Annotated in this window: 22 protein-coding genes; 10 read left to right on the plus strand and 12 right to left on the minus strand. The window is 63.0% G+C overall.

The features are described from left to right. Positions 1-55: 55 nt before the first annotated feature. A complete protein-coding gene (locus tag ACHIRB_RS04920; protein ID WP_395113046.1) occupies positions 56-250 on the minus strand; it encodes a hypothetical protein in 195 nt (64 codons plus the stop codon). Between the two features lie 199 nt (positions 251-449). Between ACHIRB_RS04920 and ACHIRB_RS04925 the strand changes: the two genes are divergently transcribed. Together ACHIRB_RS04925 and ACHIRB_RS04930 are read left to right on the plus strand one after the other, a co-directional pair. Next, positions 450-869, plus strand: a complete 420-nt coding sequence (locus ACHIRB_RS04925) for an Hsp20/alpha crystallin family protein (RefSeq protein WP_199702392.1) — start codon at positions 450-452, stop codon at positions 867-869. A 163-nt stretch (positions 870-1,032) separates the two neighbouring features. Then, complete coding sequence (locus ACHIRB_RS04930; RefSeq protein ID WP_395126628.1) at positions 1,033-1,221, plus strand: CDGSH iron-sulfur domain-containing protein; 189 nt, start codon at positions 1,033-1,035, stop codon at positions 1,219-1,221. On the opposite strand, the gene ACHIRB_RS04935 is transcribed toward ACHIRB_RS04930, so the two are convergent. After that, positions 1,218-2,156: an iron-containing redox enzyme family protein gene (locus ACHIRB_RS04935; protein WP_395126636.1), complete on the minus strand. Its 939-nt coding sequence runs from the start codon at positions 2,154-2,156 to the stop codon at positions 1,218-1,220. The genes ACHIRB_RS04930 and ACHIRB_RS04935 overlap by 4 nt on opposite strands. Before the next feature lie 281 nt (positions 2,157-2,437). On the opposite strand from ACHIRB_RS04935, the gene ACHIRB_RS04940 reads away from it, so the two are divergent. The 5 genes from ACHIRB_RS04940 to ACHIRB_RS04960 are packed head-to-tail and all read left to right on the plus strand — an operon-like array spanning position 2,438 to position 5,931. Then, complete coding sequence (locus tag ACHIRB_RS04940; protein WP_395126629.1) at positions 2,438-3,208, plus strand: HemK2/MTQ2 family protein methyltransferase; 771 nt, start codon at positions 2,438-2,440, stop codon at positions 3,206-3,208. 10 nt (positions 3,209-3,218) lie between these two features. Further along, on the plus strand, positions 3,219-3,617 hold the full coding sequence (locus ACHIRB_RS04945; protein ID WP_395126630.1) for a low affinity iron permease family protein: 399 nt from the start codon (positions 3,219-3,221) through the stop codon (positions 3,615-3,617). Positions 3,618-3,652: 35 nt separating this feature from the next. Next, the gene (locus ACHIRB_RS04950) at positions 3,653-4,147 is read left to right on the plus strand and encodes a glutathione peroxidase (RefSeq protein WP_395126631.1); all 495 of its coding nucleotides are present in this window, start codon (positions 3,653-3,655) and stop codon (positions 4,145-4,147) included. Between the two features lie 36 nt (positions 4,148-4,183). Then, positions 4,184-5,065 carry a DUF1295 domain-containing protein gene (locus tag ACHIRB_RS04955; RefSeq protein WP_395126634.1) on the plus strand — a complete coding sequence of 294 codons (882 nt, stop codon included), beginning with the start codon at positions 4,184-4,186 and terminating at the stop codon, positions 5,063-5,065. Next, positions 5,062-5,931 carry an FAD-dependent oxidoreductase gene (locus tag ACHIRB_RS04960; protein WP_395126635.1) on the plus strand — a complete coding sequence of 290 codons (870 nt, stop codon included), beginning with the start codon at positions 5,062-5,064 and terminating at the stop codon, positions 5,929-5,931. The genes ACHIRB_RS04955 and ACHIRB_RS04960 overlap by 4 nt, the downstream gene beginning before the upstream one ends. Positions 5,932-5,996: 65 nt before the next feature. Here the strand turns inward: ACHIRB_RS04960 and ACHIRB_RS04965 are convergent, their stop codons facing one another. The 3 genes from ACHIRB_RS04965 to ACHIRB_RS04975 are packed head-to-tail and all read right to left on the minus strand — an operon-like array spanning position 5,997 to position 10,127. Beyond that, positions 5,997-7,697 carry a glycerol-3-phosphate dehydrogenase/oxidase gene (locus ACHIRB_RS04965; protein ID WP_395113032.1) on the minus strand — a complete coding sequence of 567 codons (1,701 nt, stop codon included), beginning with the start codon at positions 7,695-7,697 and terminating at the stop codon, positions 5,997-5,999. 46 nt (positions 7,698-7,743) lie between these two features. Continuing rightward, positions 7,744-9,258, minus strand: a complete 1,515-nt coding sequence (gene glpK, locus ACHIRB_RS04970) for a glycerol kinase GlpK (RefSeq protein WP_395113031.1) — start codon at positions 9,256-9,258, stop codon at positions 7,744-7,746. Positions 9,259-9,281: 23 nt separating this feature from the next. Continuing rightward, positions 9,282-10,127, minus strand: coding sequence for an MIP/aquaporin family protein (locus tag ACHIRB_RS04975; protein ID WP_395126578.1), 846 nt, complete (start codon positions 10,125-10,127; stop codon positions 9,282-9,284). A gap of 226 nt (positions 10,128-10,353) precedes the next feature. Here ACHIRB_RS04975 and ACHIRB_RS04980 point away from each other — a divergent pair, with 226 nt between their 5' ends. The 3 genes from ACHIRB_RS04980 (at position 10,354) to ACHIRB_RS04990 (ending at position 13,625) form a co-directional block, all read left to right on the plus strand. Next, complete coding sequence (locus ACHIRB_RS04980) at positions 10,354-11,124, plus strand: IclR family transcriptional regulator (RefSeq protein WP_395126577.1); 771 nt, start codon at positions 10,354-10,356, stop codon at positions 11,122-11,124. Further along, entirely contained in the window at positions 11,121-12,650 is a 1,530-nt protein-coding gene (gene glpK, locus ACHIRB_RS04985; protein ID WP_395126576.1) for a glycerol kinase GlpK, read from the plus strand. Before ACHIRB_RS04980 ends, glpK (ACHIRB_RS04985) begins: the two co-directional genes overlap by 4 nt. Before the next feature lie 372 nt (positions 12,651-13,022). Next, positions 13,023-13,625, plus strand: a complete 603-nt coding sequence (locus tag ACHIRB_RS04990) for a VldE C-terminal domain-containing protein (RefSeq protein ID WP_395113055.1) — start codon at positions 13,023-13,025, stop codon at positions 13,623-13,625. Positions 13,626-13,628: 3 nt separating this feature from the next. On the opposite strand, the gene ACHIRB_RS04995 is transcribed toward ACHIRB_RS04990, so the two are convergent. Genes ACHIRB_RS04995 through pcaH form a run of 7 tightly spaced genes read right to left on the minus strand, consistent with a single transcriptional unit; the run spans position 13,629 to position 19,106 of the window. Continuing rightward, positions 13,629-14,471: a GNAT family N-acetyltransferase gene (locus tag ACHIRB_RS04995; RefSeq protein WP_395113024.1), complete on the minus strand. Its 843-nt coding sequence runs from the start codon at positions 14,469-14,471 to the stop codon at positions 13,629-13,631. Next, on the minus strand, positions 14,468-15,031 hold the full coding sequence (locus ACHIRB_RS05000; protein WP_395113022.1) for an NUDIX hydrolase: 564 nt from the start codon (positions 15,029-15,031) through the stop codon (positions 14,468-14,470). Before ACHIRB_RS05000 ends, ACHIRB_RS04995 begins: the two co-directional genes overlap by 4 nt. A gap of 20 nt (positions 15,032-15,051) precedes the next feature. Next, positions 15,052-16,242, minus strand: coding sequence for a 4-hydroxybenzoate 3-monooxygenase (locus ACHIRB_RS05005; RefSeq protein ID WP_395126574.1), 1,191 nt, complete (start codon positions 16,240-16,242; stop codon positions 15,052-15,054). A 27-nt stretch (positions 16,243-16,269) separates the two neighbouring features. After that, positions 16,270-16,653, minus strand: coding sequence for a 4-carboxymuconolactone decarboxylase (gene pcaC, locus ACHIRB_RS05010; RefSeq protein WP_395113019.1), 384 nt, complete (start codon positions 16,651-16,653; stop codon positions 16,270-16,272). Beyond that, positions 16,650-17,855 carry a lyase family protein gene (locus ACHIRB_RS05015; protein WP_395126573.1) on the minus strand — a complete coding sequence of 402 codons (1,206 nt, stop codon included), beginning with the start codon at positions 17,853-17,855 and terminating at the stop codon, positions 16,650-16,652. The genes pcaC and ACHIRB_RS05015 overlap by 4 nt, the downstream gene beginning before the upstream one ends. Before the next feature lies 1 nt (position 17,856). Further along, positions 17,857-18,411 carry a protocatechuate 3,4-dioxygenase subunit alpha gene (pcaG, locus tag ACHIRB_RS05020; RefSeq protein WP_395126572.1) on the minus strand — a complete coding sequence of 185 codons (555 nt, stop codon included), beginning with the start codon at positions 18,409-18,411 and terminating at the stop codon, positions 17,857-17,859. After that, complete coding sequence (gene pcaH / locus ACHIRB_RS05025; protein ID WP_465259338.1) at positions 18,408-19,106, minus strand: protocatechuate 3,4-dioxygenase subunit beta; 699 nt, start codon at positions 19,104-19,106, stop codon at positions 18,408-18,410. Before pcaH ends, pcaG begins: the two co-directional genes overlap by 4 nt. Between the last annotated feature and the right edge of the window lie 39 nt (positions 19,107-19,145).

Here is a 19,145-nt window from a genome sequence, read left to right on the forward strand (position 1 = left end):
CACCTTTCTTCATGTACGACACCAACTCCGAAGGAATTACCGTGAAAGCGGCAGGCTAGCTCGTCGACTCGACACCGTCGGTCTGGTCGAACATGGCCCACTCGCCGTCGTGATCGACCTCCATCCGGTAGCCCAGTTCGTTCGACGGCACCTCGATGTTGTTGAACCACTCGTAGGCGTCCTGCGAACTCGAGAACTCCTTCGTGTCGATGACTTCCTCGGATGGATTCAGGACCCTGTACTTCGCCATTGAAACTCCTCTTTGCTCGACTGGCGCGCTGCCGCGTGTCAGTTGCCGATTCCCCGTTTGTGATGGCCGCCAAACGATCGTCGAAAAGTTTGAATCACCCCTTGCCTATATCTTCTGACGGTGATACAACAAATCTATGTCGGTTGAAGAAGAAAACCGGCACACACCGAATCAGATTGGAGAGTTGGAGGTGGCCACGATGTTGATGCGCACCGATCCGTTCCGAGATCTCGACCGCCTGACCCAACAGGCGCTCGGTACGCCGGCACGGCCCGCGATAATGCCCATGGACGCCTGGCGAGATGGTGACCAGTTCGTCGTCCAATTGGATCTTCCGGGCATGAACCCGGACTCACTCGACCTCGACATCGAGCGCAACGTGATCACGGTGCGTGCCGAACGCCGAGGCTTCGATGCGGACCGGGAAATGATCGCGGCGGAACGACCCCGCGGAGTGTTCAGTCGGCAGCTCTTCCTCGGCGAGAACCTCGACACCGAACACATCGACGCCGACTACACCGACGGCGTACTACAACTGCGAATTCCGGTAGCCGAGAAGGCAAAGCCGAGAAAGATCAAGATCGGCCACAGTTCCAGCCGACAAGAGATCAACGCCTGATCGACATCCGCAAGCCAACCGGGCGCACCCACCGTTTCGTCGGTGGGTGCGCCTATTTCGGTTTCATCGACACAAGTTTGACGAAGGTCGAGACGGGCTATTCCCGAAGCGTCTCTATGCCAACACGACCGCGTGGCCCACAACCGATCGGCATCGAAAACCAATGGGTGTCAACAATATTCGAATAGTCAAGAACGGTCCGATCCTGGCCGACGGCCCGGTAGACATAACCTTGCCGGACGGTTCCCACGTGCGGTCGGATCGGTTCGTCGTCGCGATCTGTACGTGTCGACGCAGCGCGTCCTACCCGTTGTGCGACACGAGCCACCGCCGCAAAGGGACTTTGGCCTAGCTGGTGACGAGTGCGGTTCGGTCGTGTTCCCAAGCCGAAAGCAGATAGTCACTCAGTTTGTCCTCGACGAAACCGCCTGCGCGGATACCGAACACGACGTCGGCTTCCAATTCTGGCTCGCGAGCGATGAGATCACCGACGACGTCGTGCCTCAGGACCTGCTCGTGCACCGCATCCGCCTCGACATGCTCGGCATAAAAAGCGATGCACGGCTCCGGAGCCGCCATTCTCTCCAGCGCACGAACCAGCCGTTTGGACCCAGGAGACGACGTAGTCTCCGTCGCCGCGAAGTGACCGACAACGGCACCACGCAACGAACGTCGTAAACCGAAGAGCGACATCAGGTTCACTGTGGCAAGAGCCTCGGCGGGCACATGATCGATATAGCCGAGATAGGCAGAATCGAGGTCGGCCGCGGCAAGCAGATCAGCGAACAACGCCTGATGCACTCGATCCCCTCGACCGCCGCCGTACTCGTCGAATTCCACTGCTACGAAAGATGCTTTGGCCTGACCGGTCAGTCGTGGAATCGCCCACGCGTGCGGGTCGGCCTCCTTCAGGTGATAGAGCGACCGCAGTGCGAAGTACTCGCGCATCTGTTCCCAGGATCCGTGGTCCCTCAAGTAGTACGACGCGCCGGAGCCATCGACAGGTTCGCGCGAAAGTGCATCCATTTCTGCATTGGCATCCTCACCGGGTTCTACGTTGTCGCGCACATAGTCGAGGAAGATCCTTTCCATCGCGGCCCGCAACCGCAGAAGGTCGACGTTCCACTCCCAATCGCCGTCGACGCCCGCGAAACCCCGATAGTGCAACTCATAACAGACGTAAAGCGCAAGGTGAAGGTCCGGACCGTAGGGATGTGCACCATCGACAGCCACGCTGAACGGCGTCGACTGCGACGGATCCGTTGTCAGAGCCGCTAGCACCGCCATCGACAGCGGCCCCCGCGCAGTGGGCAGCGCAGCGGTGATTGCAGATGTCAGCAACGTTGGGTACCTACCTAAATGTTCGGCGTTCAACGGCGAATACCCCGCACGCCGATCGCCAAACTGTTGCGAGCATGTTTCGTCGCTTTGCCCTGCGGGTATTTGAGGGCCGAATCGATTTGAGGGCCAGACCGATTCGCGTCGACAGTGCAGCCAGCCGCTCTCGCGCGGTGCCGGACACAGCAATCGTGTTCGGTACCGGTCCTTATCGAAATGTTCTCCGGACCATGATGCACAACGACGAAGGCGGCTGGTCGATGCTCGAAAACGAAACGATGTCTGTCGATCTCGGCGGCGTCACCGTTGCGCAACTGCCCCGGACCTGGGTGCCGCCCACTGTTTATCGCCCGCAGCAGGACTCGGCTCTCATCGCAACGGCACTTCTCCACGAAGGTGTCGCCGGTCGCGACGTACTCGATTTGTGCACGGGAAGCGGCGTACTGGCAATGACCGCCGCGACCTTGGGCGCGGCGCGGGTCGTGGCTGTCGACATCTCTCGGGCCGCTGTTCTGACCACTCGACTGAACGCGTGGCGCAACAGACTGTCGATCTCTGTGCATCGTGGGAATTTCGATTGCCTGCCGGCGACCGAGTCGTTCGACATCATTGTGTCCAACCCGCCGTACGTTCCGGCGTCATCCGCAACACCGGGCGCAGTTGGCGCCCAGCGATGGGACGCAGGCGACGACGGGCGTTCCGTCCTCGATCCGCTCTGCGATCGAGCCTTCGACCTGCTCCGCCCCGGCGGCACCCTGCTGGTCGTGCAATCCGAGTTCAGCGGCGAAGCTCGGACCCTGGAACGGTTGCAGGACAGAGTATTCGACGCGACGACTGTACAACGTACCCGCATTCCCTTCGGTCCCGTGCTGTCGAGCCGCCGCCCCTACCTACGGGACCGAGGGCTCTGCGAGCCGAACTGCGACGAAGAAGAACTGATCGTCATCCGCGGCAAGAAGACTCTGAAAGTAAGACATACCGGGCGCGGAAAACCGGACTAAACTCGGTGCGATGGAGCAGCGGAGCGAAGCTGCGAAAGATCGAGCTGGTGGCGACGGGCGATCCGTGTTCGACCGATTCGTCGAGTTCGCGCATCACACGGTCAGCAGGGCACCTTTCTTCGTCCTGTGCGCAGGGATCGTCGCTCTGTGGTTGATCAGTGTTCCGCTCTGGACCGACCTCAAAACCTGGCAAGCGGCAATACACACAGTCGGCAGTGTCTTCACGCTACTGGTTGTCGTGCTGCTCGAAAACGCTAGTCGCCGCGCAAGCGAGTCGTCACACGAGAAGCTCAACGTGATGGCAGAGGCAATCGCCGCACTGTTGGAATCATCGGCGCGAGACGATCCCGAATTGCGTGCTGCCGCAGAACGACTCCGCGATGCGGTCGGCCTGGAGGAGCGGCACTAGTCAGCGCATCTATCGGCCCCGGTACCGTCGGACCCATGACCGATATCAGAGACATCGAGCTGACCCGTTTGGACGGCACCGCCACAGCGTTGCGCGAGTACGAGGGGCAGGCGGTGTTGATCGTCAATGTGGCGTCGCGGTGCGGCTTGACGCCGCAGTACACCGCGCTGGAGGCCATCGCGGAGAAGTACGCCGACCGCGGATTGACCGTGATCGGTGTGCCGTCCAACCAGTTCGGCGGTCAAGAACCGGGTAGTGCCGAAGAAATACAGACCTTCTGCTCGACGCAATACGGTGTGACGTTCCCGTTGCTGGCAAAGACCGACGTCAACGGCGCAAACCGTCACCCCTTGTACGCCGAGCTCACCAAAACTGCCTTCGCGGACGGTAAATCGGCCGACAACATCGGCTGGAACTTCGAGAAGTTCCTCATCGCTCCCGACGGCACGGTTGCCAACAGATTCGGACCGACCGTCACACCCGATTCACCCGAGGTCGTAGCCGCGATCGAAGCCAACCTGCCTGACTGACTACACGCGACTCGCGTCAGGTTCTAGTGTTGCGCTGTGGGCAAAGCAGCGTCGCTGGCACGCATCGTGGTCGTTTACATCGTCGCGTTCGCGGTCGGGCTCGCATGGCTCGAGCTCGGACCGAACACGCAACACCTGTGGCTCGACTCGCTGATCGCCGACGTGCTCGCCACATTCGTGGTGTTCGCAGCCAGTCGCTACTGCCGCAACTCGAGCTGCTACGACGCGTACTGGAGTGTCTTACCACCGCTGCTGACCGTGTACTGGTGGGTGACCGCCGGCCAGGATACGGACCAGGTCCGCAACGCCTTGGTCACGATACTTGTTGTGCTGTGGTCCATTCGGCTGACCGGAAACTGGGCGTACTCGTTTCCCGGTCTGCACCATGAAGATTGGCGATACCGGCTGCTCCGGGAGCGTGCGGGTCGCGGCGAGTTGCTCGTCGACCTCGCCGCAATTCATCTCGTGCCGACCGCGCAGGTGTTCCTCGGTCTCGTGCCTGCATACGTGGCGGTGACGACATCCGGACGGGCATTCGGCTGGCTCGACCTCGTTGCCTTCGTCGTCGGCCTCGTTGCAGTGACGATCGAACTCGTCGCGGATCTGCAAATGCACCGCTTCACACGGCAGCGTGAACCGGGCCAGGTCATGGCGAGTGGACTGTGGAGTTGGTCGCGGCACCCGAACTACTTCGGTGAGGTCGGCTTCTGGTTTGCCTTGGCACTGTTCGGGATTGCCGGATCGCCTTCCGGCTGGTGGTGGCTTCTCGTCGGCGTCGCCGCCATGCTGGCCATGTTCCTCGGCGCGAGCATCCCTCTGATGGAGAAACGCAGCCTCGAACGACGGCCCGCCTATCAGGCTGTCATCGACCGAGTACCGCGCTTCGTGCCACGTCCGCCACGCCGAGTTCAGGTGTGAGCCGACCACGGGTGGTCGTCGCCGGTCTCGGCGACAGCGGTCTTCTGACGGCGATCCGGCTGGCTCGGCACGCCGACGTGGTCGGCATCTCGTCGAAGCCAGGCTTGGTGAGCGGGCAGGAACTCGGTAGTCGGCTCAGCCGACCCGACGTGTGGTCGGCCGACTATCGGATCGCGTTCGACAGATTCCATCGGCTGGATTCGTTTCGTAGCGTCCACGGCCTCATGATCGGCGCCGATCTTGTGAATAGGACTGTCACCATTCAACTTTCGGACAATACGGCAGCACAGGAACAGTACGACGTCCTCGTCGTAGCAACCGGAGTGACGAACGGGTTCTGGCACCCGAACCATCGCGCTCTCGTCCCTGCCGGATTCGCCTTCGACCGAATCACCGACGAAACCATCGAATGGGTCGGCGGTCAGCCTGCGGTGACCGCCGACGCCGTGCTCTGGGCGATCGGTCGGGTGCGGCCGAACACCGATTGGCTGCCCGCCGAACTTCTGGACGACGACGGGTTCGTTCGCGTGGCACCGGACCTGCACCTACCGGGGCACCCTCGAGTATTTGCGATCGGTGACGTCGCAGCAACCGATCCGCTGCGCTCGTCGGCACGCAACAGAGCGGATCGGTTGCTGGCACACAACATTCGCGCCGAACTCGCCGGACGACCGCTACGCACGTACCGACCGCCGCGGCGGCGCTGGGGTTCGGTGGTCGGCACACAGCCCGATGGTCTGCAGGTGTTCGCCCCGAACGGCCGCGCATTTCGGATCCCGTCGTGGGCGGTCCGCAGCATATTGCGGCCGCTGATCGTTCGTCGTGGCATCTACCTGGGAGTCCGCAAGTCCTCCCAGGCTCGGTAATCAGCCCCCGTTCGATGCGCGAGCCGGATGCTCCGCAGCCACCTACTGAACCTCAACCACGATCGTTAGGCGCCCATTCGCACGTCGGGTGCCCCCAATCGCGATGCGTCGGCCGTCAGATCGTCTGCCTGGTGTTGGGAATCGATCTCCGCAGCGACACGCGCACCGTAGTGCTCGAGTTCGCGAGCGATATCGGCTGCGTCCCAACCCAATACAGGGGCGATCAAGTCGGCGATCTCACGCGCGGCACCGATTCCGCGATCGGGCACCTCGATCGAGATTCTGGTTCGCCGTGTCAGCACGTCCTCGAGGTGCCGCGCTCCTTCGTGGCTAGCTGCGTAATACGCTTCCGCCCGCAGGTACTCGGGCGCGGCAGCAAGCGGTGCGCTCAATTCTGGACGTTCGGCGATCAAGGCGAGCACTTCGGACATCAACGTTCCGTATCGTCCGAGCAGATGCTCGATCGTCGACACGTGCAACCCGGTCCGCTCGGCCGTGAGTTGACGAGAGTTCCATGCGCCGAGATAGCCATCGGCGCCGACCAACGGCACCCGCTCGGTGCACGACTTCGCAACGTTGCGTTCCAGGCCATGCACAGCGGAGTCGACCGCGTCTTTCGCCATCACCCGATAGGTCGTGTACTTGCCACCGGCAATAACGGTGAGCCCGCGCACTGGGCTGGAGACGGCGTGTTCACGTGACAACTTGCTCGTCGAATCGGACTCACCTGCGAGCAACGGCCGCAGACCGGCGTAGACGCCGACAACGTCGTCACGGGTCAGCGGATCGGCAAGCAACGCGTTGGCATGCGTGAGCAGATAGTCGATATCGGTCTCGCTCGCCGCCGGATGCGCAAGGTCCAACGCCCAGTCGGTGTCGGTCGTACCGATGATCCAGTGGCTGCCCCACGGAATGATGAACAGCAGGCTCTTTTCGGTCTGGGTGATGATGCCGGTCGCGGAATTGATCCGATTGCGCGGAACCACCAGATGCACGCCCTTCGACGCGCGGACCTGGAATTGACCACGGCCACCGACCATTTCCTGGATTTCGTCCGTCCAGACGCCTGCGGCGTTGATGACCTGGGACGCCCGAATATCGAACGTCTGCCCGGTCTCCAGGTCTGTCACCGTGGCTCCGACAACTCGGTCTTCCGAGCGTAGGAAGCCGACCACGCGAGTGCTGTTGGCGCACAACGCACCGAAGTCCGCCGCCGTCCGACTGAGCATCATCGTGTGTCGAGCGTCGTCGACCTGTCCCTCGTAGAAACGAACCGCGCCACGGATCGCCGACCGCTTCCCGGACGGGAACGATTCCAAGGTTTTGCGCCTGCTGAGGTGTTTGTGATGGCCGGGAACGCCGCGACCGGCACCCATCGCGTCGTACACCCCGATGCCGAGCCCGACATATGCGCGATCGACCACCTTCTGCAACGGATAGATGAAGGGCACCGGGCGGGCGAGGTGCGGACACAGCGTGTTCAGCACCAGCGAGCGCTCCCGCAAAGCCTCGAACACGAGGGCGAAGTTGAACTGCTCGAGGTACCGCAGTCCACCGTGAAAGAGTTTGCTCGACCGGCTCGACGTCCCGGACGCGTAGTCACGGGCTTCGACAAGGCCGACCTTCAAACCTCGCGTAGCGGCATCGAGCGCCGCCCCTGCACCGACCACACCGCCGCCGATGACCAGGATGTCGAGTTCCTCGGAGGCGAGCCGCCGCAGGGCAGTCGAGCGTTCGGACGGACTCAACGGTTGTGCTGTGCTCATGATTCAACGGCCCTTCGGTTCGTGCGGTCAGGATTTCGGAGATCGATCATTCGACGTCGACCCAGTCGAGCGAGCGTGTGACGGCCTTCTTCCAGCCTGCGTACGCGGCTGTGCGCTGCTCTTCGGTCCACTCGGGAGTCCATCGATGGGACTCGTTCCAGTTCTCGCGCAGTTCGTCCGTGTTCTTCCAGAAGCCGGCTGCCAGCCCTGCCGCATAGGCGGCTCCGAGCGCGGTGGTCTCTGCGACGATCGGACGACTGACCGGAACACCGAGGATGTCGGCCTGCATCTGCATGCAGAGGTTGTTGGCGGTGACTCCGCCGTCGACCTTCAGTACTTCGACATGGACGCCGGAGTCGGCTTCCATAGCCTCGGAGACGTCGCGACTCTGATAGCAGATCGCCTCGAGGGTCGCACGAGCGATGTGAGCGTTGGAGTTGTAGCGACTCAGTCCGACGATGGCACCGCGTGCGTCACTACGCCAATAGGGTGCGAACAAGCCCGAGAACGCGGGCACGAAATAGACTCCGCCGTTGTCGTCGACTCGCCGAGCCAACGACTCGACCTCGGCAGCGCCGGCGATGATTCCCAACTGATCGCGCAACCACTGCACGGCCGATCCGGTGACCGCGATCGATCCTTCGAGCGCGTAAACCGGTGCGTCCGTGCCGAATTGATAGCAGACCGTGGTCAGCAGGCCATTTTTGCTTCGGACCAGTTCGGTACCGGTGTTGAGCAGCAGGAAGTTTCCGGTCCCGTAGGTGTTCTTCGCTTCGCCCGGTGCGAAGCAGACCTGCCCGAACATGGCTGCCTGCTGATCCCCGAGATCGCCGGTCAGCGGAATTCCGCCGTACGCCAAGGACTTCGAGGTCACTCCGTATCCCGAGGGATCCGACGACGGCCGGATCTGCGGCAACATCTGGCGCGGGATGTCGAAGAAGCCGAGCAACTCGTCGTCCCAGTCGAGCGTCTCCAGGTTCATCAACATGGTTCGACTGGCATTGGTGACATCGGTGACGTGGACGCCGCCGTCCGGTCCGCCGGTGAGGTTCCACAGCAGCCACGAGTCCGTGTTGCCGAAGAGGGCGTCACCGCTGTCGGCATCCGCACGGGCGCCGGGAACGTTCTCCAAGATCCATTGGATCTTGCCGCCGGAGAAGTAGGTCGCGGGTGGCAGTCCCGCCTTCTCACGGATGACATCTCCTCGACCGTCCCGGTCGAGCGCGCTCGCGATCTTGTCGGTCCTCGTGTCCTGCCACACGATCGCGTTGTAGTACGGGCGACCGGTTTTTCGGTTCCATACGACGGTCGTCTCACGCTGGTTGGTGACGCCCATCGCGGCGAGGTCGCTCGGCTGCAGCAGCGCGCTGTTGAGCGCGGTCTGCACGACCGAGGTCGACCGTTCCCAGATCTCGACGGGGTTGTGTTCGACCCAGCCCGGCCTCGGCATGATCTGCTCGTGTTCGAGTTGGTGTTTGCTCACCTCGTTCCCCGCGTGGTCGAAGATCATAAATCGTGTGCTCGTCGTACCTTGATCGATGGCACCTACGTAATCAGCCATGACTACTCCTAAAGGTCTGTGGTCTAACGGGATTGGGCGGGCTCGTCCGACTTCGACGGTTTCGGAAGGAAGCGGGAGATACCGAATTTGTACATGGCGCCACCGATCACACCACCGATGAGCGGGCCGATGATCGGAACCCAGAAATAGAAGTTCCCGTACTGGTCTCGCCACGCAGTCCCGTACCCCGTCAGGTACGACGCCAGCCGAGGCCCGAAATCGCGAGCGGGGTTGATTGCGTATCCGGCGTCCGTACCCCATGCCATTCCGATACCCACGACGACAAGCCCGATGATCAACGGGGTGAGGTTCGCGAACTCCACAGAATTGCGTGCGTCGGTGATCACGAAGATGAGAAAGACCAGGATCGCGGTACCGATGATCTGATCGCGGAGCGCGCCGAACTCACTCACCGGCAGCAAGCCGTTGCCGGGAAGTGTGGAAAACACACTCTGACTCTTGATGGTGTGTCCAGGGTCCACAAGCGCGAGAGCTTCCGAATAGTTCCATCTGACCAGCAGGGCCGCGATGAATGCGCCGGCAGTCTGCGCGGCGATGTACGGCGCCACCTTTCGCCAGGAGAACCCTTGAAACAGTGCGAGCGCAACAGTTACCGCGGGGTTGAGGTGTGCTCCGCTGACACGCGCCGCAACGTAGATGCCCAGCGTCACTCCGAATCCCCATGCCCACGCGATGCTGTCGTGATCACCGAGTCCGCCTGCGACGACCTGCGCGACGACACCGACGCCGAACAACACGAGGATCAAGGTGCCGAAGAATTCGGCAGCGAGTGCACCGGTGATCGCAGGAATTTTTACTTTTGTGGACGGCAGGTCGATATCTTTTGTATCGACGGCGGTTGCTGTCATTTTATGCTCCCAGCTTGTGGCCTGTTTGGTTGCGAGAAGACGTTCGACCCGGTGGTTGTGAATCGAGTCGCGAGCGCCCTGCCGGTGTGACCTGGGTCTCCAATAGGACGTGAACCGGACGTTATTGGCTCGCGGCTCACCCGCCAACCGCCCGCGTTCGGCATTGTCGAACACCGTGCCGTTCGACAATGCCGAACGATGCGAGCAGCCCATGTAGCCTGGGAAAATGCCGGGACCGGTGCAATCTGTGGAACGTGCGGCGGCGATCCTGCGCCTGTTGGCCGAAGACGCCGAGCCTGTCGCACTGACTCGTATCGCGGAAACTCTGGGTCTCGCGAAAGGAACTGCGCACGGCCTGCTGCAGACGCTGGTGTCGGTGGGATTCGCCGAACAAGCGCCCCAATCCACGGGCTATCGCATAGCTCCTGCGCTGTTCAGACTCGGCGCATCGCGGATCGACCTCAACGAACTTCGTTCGCAGGCGATCAACTGGACGGACGCATTGGCAGCGCGGTCCGGCGCGGCGACCAGGGTTGTGGCGTACCGCGACGGTCGAGTGGTGAAGGTCCACGATGTCTTCGGGCCGGACGGACCCGCAACGGTCGTCACGGACGACTCGGAAGTCCCTTTACATACGACCGCCCTCGGCAAGATTCTGCTCGCACACGACCCCGGCGCATATCGCAGTATCGATGCAATCAACTTGGACAGCTTGACCTTTCGCACCATCACGAACAGGGTTCAGCTCGACCGCGAACTTGCCAGGGTGCGCGACGAAGGCTGGGCAACCGAGGTCGACGAATGCGAACCCGACAGGGCTGCGATCGCAGCTCCCATCCGCGACAAGGGTGGATCGGTAGTCGCCGCGGTCGGCGTCCATGGCAGGCCCGAACAGATCTGTGACACCCGCGGCCGTCCGCGCCAGGTACTGATCGCCCAGGTTGTCCGCGCCGGACGTTCGATCTCACGCGAACTAGGTCACGGAAGAAGCCGGTGACCCAGCGCTACGTGGCCGCGCTCGACCAGGGGACGACGTCCAGTCGTTGCATGATCTTCGACCGCCAGGGCCGCATGATCGCCATATCGCAACGCGCCCACGAGCAATTCTTCCCACGTCCCGGGTGGGTCGAGCACGACGCCGAGCAAATTTGGCAGACGGTCCGCGCCATCCTGCCCGAGGCGATCGCCGACGCGGACATCGAGCCAAGCCAGGTCGTTGGGATCGGACTCACCAACCAGCGAGAGACAACCGTCTTGTGGGACAGACACACGGGGCGACCGGTGCACCGCGCCATCGTCTGGCAGGACACACGCACCGCGGACATTGTCAACACGATCGCAGCCGAGACCGACGTCGCCGACTTGACCGCCCGCACCGGCCTGCCGCTTTCGACCTACTTCTCGGGTCCGCGATTGCGCTGGTTGTTCGAGAACGACCCCAGCCTTCGACCGCGAGCTGAACGTGGCGACATCCTGTTCGGAACCATCGACACCTGGTTGCTGTGGAATCTCACGGGCGGGGTGAACGGGGGCGTGCATGCCACCGACGCGACGAATGCAAGTCGCACGATGCTCATGAACTTGGCGACCCTCGACTGGGACGACGAACTGCTGGCAACCTTCGACGTTCCTCGAAAGATGTTGCCTCGGATCCGATCCACCGTCGCGAGGTTCGGCACCACGAAAGACCCGGTGAACGGCATCGCCATCACGGCCATGATCGGCGACCAGCAGGCTGCGCTCTTCGGACAGACCGCGTTCGACGCCGGTGCCGCGAAATGCACTTTCGGCACTGGCAGCTTCTTGCTTCTCAACACGGGCACCAACGCCGTGCGCTCGAAAAACGGACTGATCACGACGGTCGCGTACGCCATCGAAGGCGAGCCTCCGGTGTATGCGCTGGAAGGCTCGGTCGCGATCGCAGGGGCTCTAGTCGATTGGTGTCGGACGACGCTCGGACTCATTCGAACCTCACCCGAGATCGAGACGGTCGCACGCACCGTCACCGACAACGGTGGCTGCTACATCGTGCCTGCATTCTCGGGGCTGCTGTCACCCCATTGGGACAACGCCGCACAGGGGTTGGTCGTCGGCCTGACCGGCTACACCAGCAGAGGACATATCGCGCGAGCGATCCTCGAAGCAACTGCCTTCCAAACGTGCGATGTCGTAGGAGCTATGAACTCCGACGCAGGCTTGGATGTTCGATCACTCGCGGTCGACGGTGGCATGACCTCGAACAACCTGCTGATGCAAACGGTGTCCGATCTGCTCGACATTCCGGTACTGCGACCGATGATGAGCGAAACGGTGGCACTGGGGGCCGGCTATGCGGCCGGACTCGGCGCTGGGTACTGGCCGGACAAGGCTGTGCTTCGACAGAACTGGCAACTCGCCGCAGAGTGGAGACCGACCATGTCCGCCGAGCGTCGGGCCAGCGAGTTGGAACGCTGGCGCAGAGCAATCCGCCTGGCAAGCGAGTGGGGCGAGCCGGAAACCTCAGCGGCTGATAACGAACCGTGACGTGTTGTGAGTTCGGCAACGCCTGGGCAAACGATCACCCTATGTCGCGCGGCGCGCGCGAAAAGGCACCATCCGCTCTTGCTTCTCGCGCCTCGTCGCAGCGGGTAAGGCCACTTCATGCAGGTCACAGCGACAAATCAACCGCCTGGCGCAGCACTGCAATCGATCTTGTACGACCTTCGACGGATCTGCGTTCCGCTACGTCGCCACGATCACTCCCGTAGCTGAGCTGACGACCGCTGACGACTTTTACGTGACAGTCAGGCCTCGGTTTTGTAACGTGGGCAAATCGCCCGTTAAAAGAGAAAGCAGTGATTCGGTAAATTGTCTGGTGGCCATCGCACGAATACCGCAGCTCGGACGCCTCCCGTCCTGGGCAACAAGGTCGTCTCGCGAGGCTTCGCAGCCGCGGTCATCGGCCTGGCCGTTGCCGCACTTGTTTCAGCAGGCGTCTGGGTCGCGAACGGGCAAGCTCCATCATCCGAGCCACGGATCGCACTCCCGGCACCCGAACTTCTTGCCGCCGTCACCCCAGACCCGCCACAACGTCTGGTGTGGATAACGCCGCCGCCATCGTCGGCGCTACCCGTAGCAGCCGCTGTTGCCGGCCGCCCGCCTTGTGAGACGTCGCTGGCTGGCGCACAGCCTCACGTCGCTCAGGTCGGCAACTTTCTCAGGACAGTGTTCGGGATCTCCGACATCGGTGCCGCCAACGGCCGTGGGGGCAGTGGCGATCACGGTTCGGGACTTGCTCTCGACCTCATGATGTCCGACCCGGCGCTCGGCGACGCAGTCGCGAACTACGTGTTGGCGAACCAGGACGCCTTCAACGTCACCTACGTGATCTGGCAGCAGCGCTACAACGACGGCGGCGGCTGGTCGATGATGGAAGACCGTGGCGGCGCAACGGCGAACCACTACGACCACGTGCACGTCTCGTTCGCATCGGCCGCGGACATCAGCCTCACCTGCTGACTACTACCCCAATTCGAGACTCGTCACGCCGAACAGCTGTCGATAGTCGACATCGGGAATCTCCCCCGTGTACATCCGCGCTGTCTCGAAGGTCGGGTGCATACCCGCCTGGGCGGCAATTGCGACCGCGGGCTGGTTTCGGTCCGGGATATCGATTGCGATCGCCTCGGCACCTGTTCTGGTAGCCAACGCCGACAGAAGCGCAGCGGCAATGTCAGGCGACTCCGCATACAGCGGACCGACGCGTGCCGCCGCTCGAGACTGCCGCAGGACCGCGAAGCCGACAAGTTTGCCGTCACGTACCGCTACCAGCGCAGCGCGTTCAGGGAGGGAGATCCAGGGCGCTAGAAAGCTGTCGCGCGGTTCGGGAAAATGCCGCCGATCGTATGCGGCGAGACGATCGAACGGCACAGATCGCGCATCGACCAGTTCGACGCCGGCAGGTGGGTCGGCAGCGCTAGGCCTACCTTCGTAGCGAATGTTGTTCCAGGCGTTGCGAAATCCCGACTTGCGGTAGTTCGCCTGCTCGGCGACAACACCGTCCAACCCGACGTTTCGCCCGGCAAGTCGCGCCATCCCCGCGTGCCAGGTCTGGATGCCGTAACGCTGGCCGCGCACCGTCGGCCTGGCAATGTAGAAGCCGAGAAAGCCGAGGCCGCTGCCGTATCGAACCACCGAAATACACGTCACCGGTTCGTCGTCGAGACGGCCGATCAAAAACGCGCCCGGATCGGTGGCGAAGAAAGCCTGAATGTCGGTGTTACCCGGATTCCACCCCTCGTCGGCCGCCAAGTCCGCCATGCGGCGCACGTCGTCCGCGCTGCCGACACCGATCTCGAACCTCATGACGCCAACCCTATGAACGTCGAGAGGATTCGGTGTGTGAGGCCCCAGATGATCAAGGAGTCGTCCGGCGGTGCAGCGCCGGTTCGAAATTCCCATCCTGGCCACGGACCCACGATGCGGACGGGATGCCGAACCTGCGCACGGCGGTCGGACAGCAACGACAACGGAACCCAGTGTGCTGCCGCCACCTCGGACGGATCGGGCGTCAGTTGAACTGCTTCGTCGACGACGAAGACGAGCGGCGACACAACACCTTTGAACATGCGACCACCGATATCGTCGAGTCTGCCGACTGCCTCGCCCAGCGTCACACCGACTTCTTCGAAGGTCTCACGCCGGGCAGTCGCCGCAACGTCGTCATCGGCGGGGTCCGTCCGACCGCCCGGTAGCGCCGCATGACCGGACCACGGATCGCCGCGGCGCGTCGACCGACGGATGACGATGAACTGCGGTTCGGGGTCGACCGCAAGGACGAGTGCGGTCGCCGCGTGCCATTCTGCCTGCGGTTGCAGCTGCGGGCGGTGTTCCGCGACGCGGCGCAGCGCTAGTTCGAGGTCCACGCTGGCACCCTACGACAGGTCTACCGCGGCCAACCCGTGTATGCCTCGGCGAGGTAGGTCGAGCCCGCGTCGGACTCGACGATCGAACGCAGTTCGCCGAGTTGTCGCTGCACGTCGAAGTCGCTTGCGCCGTCGACACGGTGCAGCATTGTGGTCATCCAGTAGGAGAAGTGCTGCGCCTTCCAGACCCGATCGAGGGCACGTGCGGTGTAGCCGTCGAGGGCATCCACATCGTTTTTCAGGATCGCGAGTTCCAAGGTCTCCGCGAGCACGCGCACGTCTGCGAGTGCAAGGTTGAGACCCTTTGCGCCTGTCGGCGGGACGGTGTGTGCGGCGTCGCCGGCCAGCAGCAGATTTCCGTAGCGCATCGGTTCCTGTACAAAACTGCGGAACGGCAGGACCGTCTTCTCCAGGATCGGGCCTTCGGCCAGCCGGAAGCCGTCCTCGCCCGCGAGTCTGGTCTGCAGTTGGTCCCAGATCTGCTCGTCGGACCAGCGATCGACGTCTTCGGTTGCGTCGCACTGGAAGTACATTCGCTGCACCGTGTCCGTGCGCTGACTGATGAGAGCGAAACCTGCATCGGAGCGCGCATAGATCAGTTCCTCGGCACTGCGCGGCGCCTGCGCCAGAATTCCGAACCACGCGAACGGATACTCGCGAAAGTACTGACGCCGCAGAGCTTCCGGCACCTCGCGTCGACAGATACTCCTCGAGCCGTCGGCGCCGACGAGGTAATCGCAGCGAACCTCGCGACGTGTCCCGTCCTCCTCGGTGAACACAATCCCCGGCGTCGCGCTGGTGACATCGACGACCTGGGTGTCGGTCACTCCGAAGCGGACATCACCGCCATCGCGAGAGCGCGCGTTTGCCAGGTCGACGAAGACATCGGTCTGTGGGTACAGCCAGGTGGACGCACCGACCAACGACTGGAAGTCGATGCGGTGGCTGACGCCGCTGAATCGAAGATCGATACCCTTGTGTTCGTGTCCCTCGACAAGGACTCGATCCGACACTCCTGTGTCCACCAGCAGGCGCACGCTGTCACGCTCGAGAATGCCGGCTCGATGGGTGTGCTCGATCTCGGTTCGTGATCGGGCGTCGATCGCGATGGATTCGATGCCGGAAAGAGCGAGCAGATGCGACAGCATCAATCCGGCCGGACCCGCGCCGACGATGCCGACTGTCGTGCGGGTGATTGGCTGTTGGTCCATGACGGATGTTCCTAGGGTATCGGTATTTCAGGACTGGTCGTCGGTGCCGAGAATGGTTGCGGCCAAAGCGAATCCGTGGTTCGCCGCCGGAACACCGCAGTAGATTGCGGACTGCAGAATGATCTCGCCGATCTCGTCGTGGGTTAGACCGTTGCGGACCGCGGCGCCGAGATGCAACTCGAACTCCGACCAATGACCCCGCGCGATCAAAGCTGTGAGCGTGATCGCGCTGCGCATCCGCCGATCCAGACCGGGACGTGTCCAGACCTCACCCCACGCGTACCGAGTGATGAACGACTGAAAGTCGTTGGTGAAATCGGTCTTTCGCGCCTCGGCCCGATCGACGTGGGCATCACCGAGTACCTCTCGACGGGTCGCCATACCGGCGTCGTAGCGATCTTCGTCGTTCATTTCCTACCCTCTCCGGAGATGTGCTCGAAGCGGTCGAGTACTCGGTCGGCGAATTCCGCGCTCGACCCGAGATAGGTTGCCGGGTTGCGGTCTTCGGTGCCGCGTTCGGCAAGCAGCGCTTCGGCGGCCGCGGTTGCGCGCTTTGCCATCACGTCGACGTGGACCTCGAGACCGGCAATCAGCTCCCCTGCCTGGCTGCTTGCGGTGACGGTGAGTCCGAGCAACGTGCGCAGGGCATTCCACTCCGAATGCCAGGCACCGTCGGGTCGTTCGTCGACAGCCTGAGCTGCCGCGAGATGTAGCTGAGCACCGAGCAGCGGCGCTTGCAGTGCCGCATTGCGGACAAGAACACCGAGAACCGGGTTGCGCTTGTGTGGCATCGTCGACGATCCGCCACGTCCGGCGACGACGCCTTCGCTCAGTTCACCGACTTCCGGGCGACCCAGTTGGACTGTGTCGCTTGCGATCACACCCAGCGCGTCACAGGTGGTCACCAGGCAGTGCCCGATGTCGGTGATCGGCGTGCGAGTCGTGTGCCAGGGCGCTCCGGGATCGCGCAGTTCGAGTGCGTCGGCGAAGGCGCGGGCCAGAATCAATGGCGACTCGGTCAATTCGCCTGCAAGAGCTAGGGTTCCGGCCGCTCCCCCACATTGCACGGGCAGACGATCGGCGCTGGTTCGGACGAGCTCCAGCGCGTCGAGCACCCCCGCTAACCAGCGAGCTGCTTTGAGCCCGAACGTGATCGGCACCGCGTACTGGGTCAAGGTTCGCCCGGCCATGACAGTGTCGCTATGCGCACGAACGAGACTCGCGAGATCCGTAGCCAAGGTTCTCAGGTTGTCGCGAATTCGAGCCAACGCCGCTCTGGCGAGCAGAATCAGCGCGGTATCCAAGACGTCTTGGCTCGTGAGGCCACGGTGTACGAGCGCAGCGGCCGCCGGATCGGCTACCGCCGCGCGTAGACCTGCGACCAGTGCGACGACGGGGTTGCCCGCGGCCTCGGCGTCGACGACGAGTTGGTCGAGATCGGGCTGCCACTGTTTCGCTATGTCTGCGACCAGGTCGGCCTGGGCCCGGCTCGCAATCCCGACACTCGCGAGCGCAGCGAACCAGGCCACCTCGACGTCGAGCATCGCGGCGACGAGAGCGTGATCGTCGACCAACCCGGCGGCGCGATGGCTTCCTGGGTGCAACAGGTCCATGTCAGTGCTCGTGACCGGGGAAGGTTATGAACACGGTTTCCTTCGGTCCCTGCAGGTGGATGTCGAAGCGTAGGTCGCCGTCGTCGGTGCGCGTTGCAACGAGCCCCGATCGGCGTTCGTCATCGAGACCGGCGAGTAACGGATCAGCGGCTAGAGCATCGTCGTAGCCCGGCACGTACACGCGGGTGAACAGGCGGTCGAGAAGGCCACGAGCGAACACGACGACGGCGAAGAACGGCGCCTGTCCCGCGCTCGTCGGTCCCGGCTCGACAGTGCTGAACGAGTAGTCGCCCGCAGCATCGACAGCAGTCCGACCCCAGCCGGTGAACCTGCCGTCACGCCGCAGCGAACCGGGCACCGTCGGCACGACGCCATCGGCGTCGGCCTGGCGAATTTCGATCAGCGCATCCGGCACCGGAGTGCCGTCGCCGTCGAACACGGTGCCGTACAAACGAATCGCCGCAGGATCGGCCGGCGACACAAGCTCGTGCCCACGCTCGTACGGCAACGCGTATCCGAAGAAGGGCCCGATGGTCTGCCCTGGCGTCGCGTTCACAACTCGTCACTTTCCATCGGAGTCGAATGGGTACCGGTAAGCACGATGTCCCACCGGTAGCCGAGAAGCCATTCGTGCTCCGACAGTTCGTGGTCGTATGCGGCGACCAATCGGTCGCGTGCGCTCTGCTCGGTGATCGCCTGATAGATCGGATCGAGACCGAACAGCGGATCGCCGGGAAAGTACATCTGCGTGATCATCCGCTGGGTGAATTCGGTGCCGAACAAAGAGAAGTGGATGTGCGCCGGGCGCCACGCGTTGTTGTGGTTGCGCCACGGGTACGCCCCGGGCTTGATCGTGGTGAACGCGTAGTTGCCATCGTTGTCGGTGAGACAGCGGCCGACACCGGTGAAGTTCGGATCCACCGGCGCCGCGTGCTGGTCACGTTTGTGGATGTAGCGGCCCGCGGCGTTGGCCTGCCAGATCTCGACGAGTTGATTGCGCACCGGTCGTCCGTCGCCGTCGAGCACCCTGCCCTGCACTCGAATTCGCTCCCCGATCGGCTCGCCGCCATGGGTGACGGTGAGGTCTGCCTCCAGCGGATCGATGTCGGTCTGCCCGAACACCGGTGCGACGAGTTCGACACCCTCGGGATCGGCGTGCAGCAACTCTTTGGTCGGGTGGCGCAGCAGCGAACTTCGATACGGCGCGAAGTCGATCCGCGGTTGCGGCCCGCGGGGAGGCTGTTGCTGAATCGCGCGTGGCGTTGAGGTGGTGTGCGGGTCGGGCTTGAA

The organism is Antrihabitans spumae (assembly GCF_043944905.1).
Classification (GTDB): Bacteria; Actinomycetota; Actinomycetes; order Mycobacteriales; family Mycobacteriaceae; genus Antrihabitans; species Antrihabitans spumae.

Excerpts from the sequence above, each read along its gene's own strand:
- ACHIRB_RS04920 (WP_395113046.1), bottom strand. The coding sequence starts at position 250 with ATGGCGAAGTACAGGGTCCTGAATCCATCCGAGGAAGTCATCGACACG.
- ACHIRB_RS04925 (WP_199702392.1), top strand. The coding sequence starts at position 450 with ATGTTGATGCGCACCGATCCGTTCCGAGATCTCGACCGCCTGACCCAA.
- ACHIRB_RS04930 (WP_395126628.1), top strand. The coding sequence starts at position 1,033 with ATGGGTGTCAACAATATTCGAATAGTCAAGAACGGTCCGATCCTGGCC.
- ACHIRB_RS04935 (WP_395126636.1), bottom strand. The coding sequence starts at position 2,156 with ATGGCGGTGCTAGCGGCTCTGACAACGGATCCGTCGCAGTCGACGCCG.
- ACHIRB_RS04940 (WP_395126629.1), top strand. The coding sequence starts at position 2,438 with ATGATGCACAACGACGAAGGCGGCTGGTCGATGCTCGAAAACGAAACG.
- ACHIRB_RS04945 (WP_395126630.1), top strand. The coding sequence starts at position 3,219 with ATGGAGCAGCGGAGCGAAGCTGCGAAAGATCGAGCTGGTGGCGACGGG.
- ACHIRB_RS04950 (WP_395126631.1), top strand. The coding sequence starts at position 3,653 with ATGACCGATATCAGAGACATCGAGCTGACCCGTTTGGACGGCACCGCC.
- ACHIRB_RS04965 (WP_395113032.1), bottom strand. The coding sequence starts at position 7,697 with ATGAGCACAGCACAACCGTTGAGTCCGTCCGAACGCTCGACTGCCCTG.
- glpK (WP_395113031.1), bottom strand. The coding sequence starts at position 9,258 with ATGGCTGATTACGTAGGTGCCATCGATCAAGGTACGACGAGCACACGA.
- ACHIRB_RS04975 (WP_395126578.1), bottom strand. The coding sequence starts at position 10,127 with ATGACAGCAACCGCCGTCGATACAAAAGATATCGACCTGCCGTCCACA.
- ACHIRB_RS04980 (WP_395126577.1), top strand. The coding sequence starts at position 10,354 with ATGCCGGGACCGGTGCAATCTGTGGAACGTGCGGCGGCGATCCTGCGC.
- ACHIRB_RS04995 (WP_395113024.1), bottom strand. The coding sequence starts at position 14,471 with ATGAGGTTCGAGATCGGTGTCGGCAGCGCGGACGACGTGCGCCGCATG.
- ACHIRB_RS05005 (WP_395126574.1), bottom strand. The coding sequence starts at position 16,242 with ATGGACCAACAGCCAATCACCCGCACGACAGTCGGCATCGTCGGCGCG.
- pcaC (WP_395113019.1), bottom strand. The coding sequence starts at position 16,653 with ATGAACGACGAAGATCGCTACGACGCCGGTATGGCGACCCGTCGAGAG.
- ACHIRB_RS05015 (WP_395126573.1), bottom strand. The coding sequence starts at position 17,855 with ATGGACCTGTTGCACCCAGGAAGCCATCGCGCCGCCGGGTTGGTCGAC.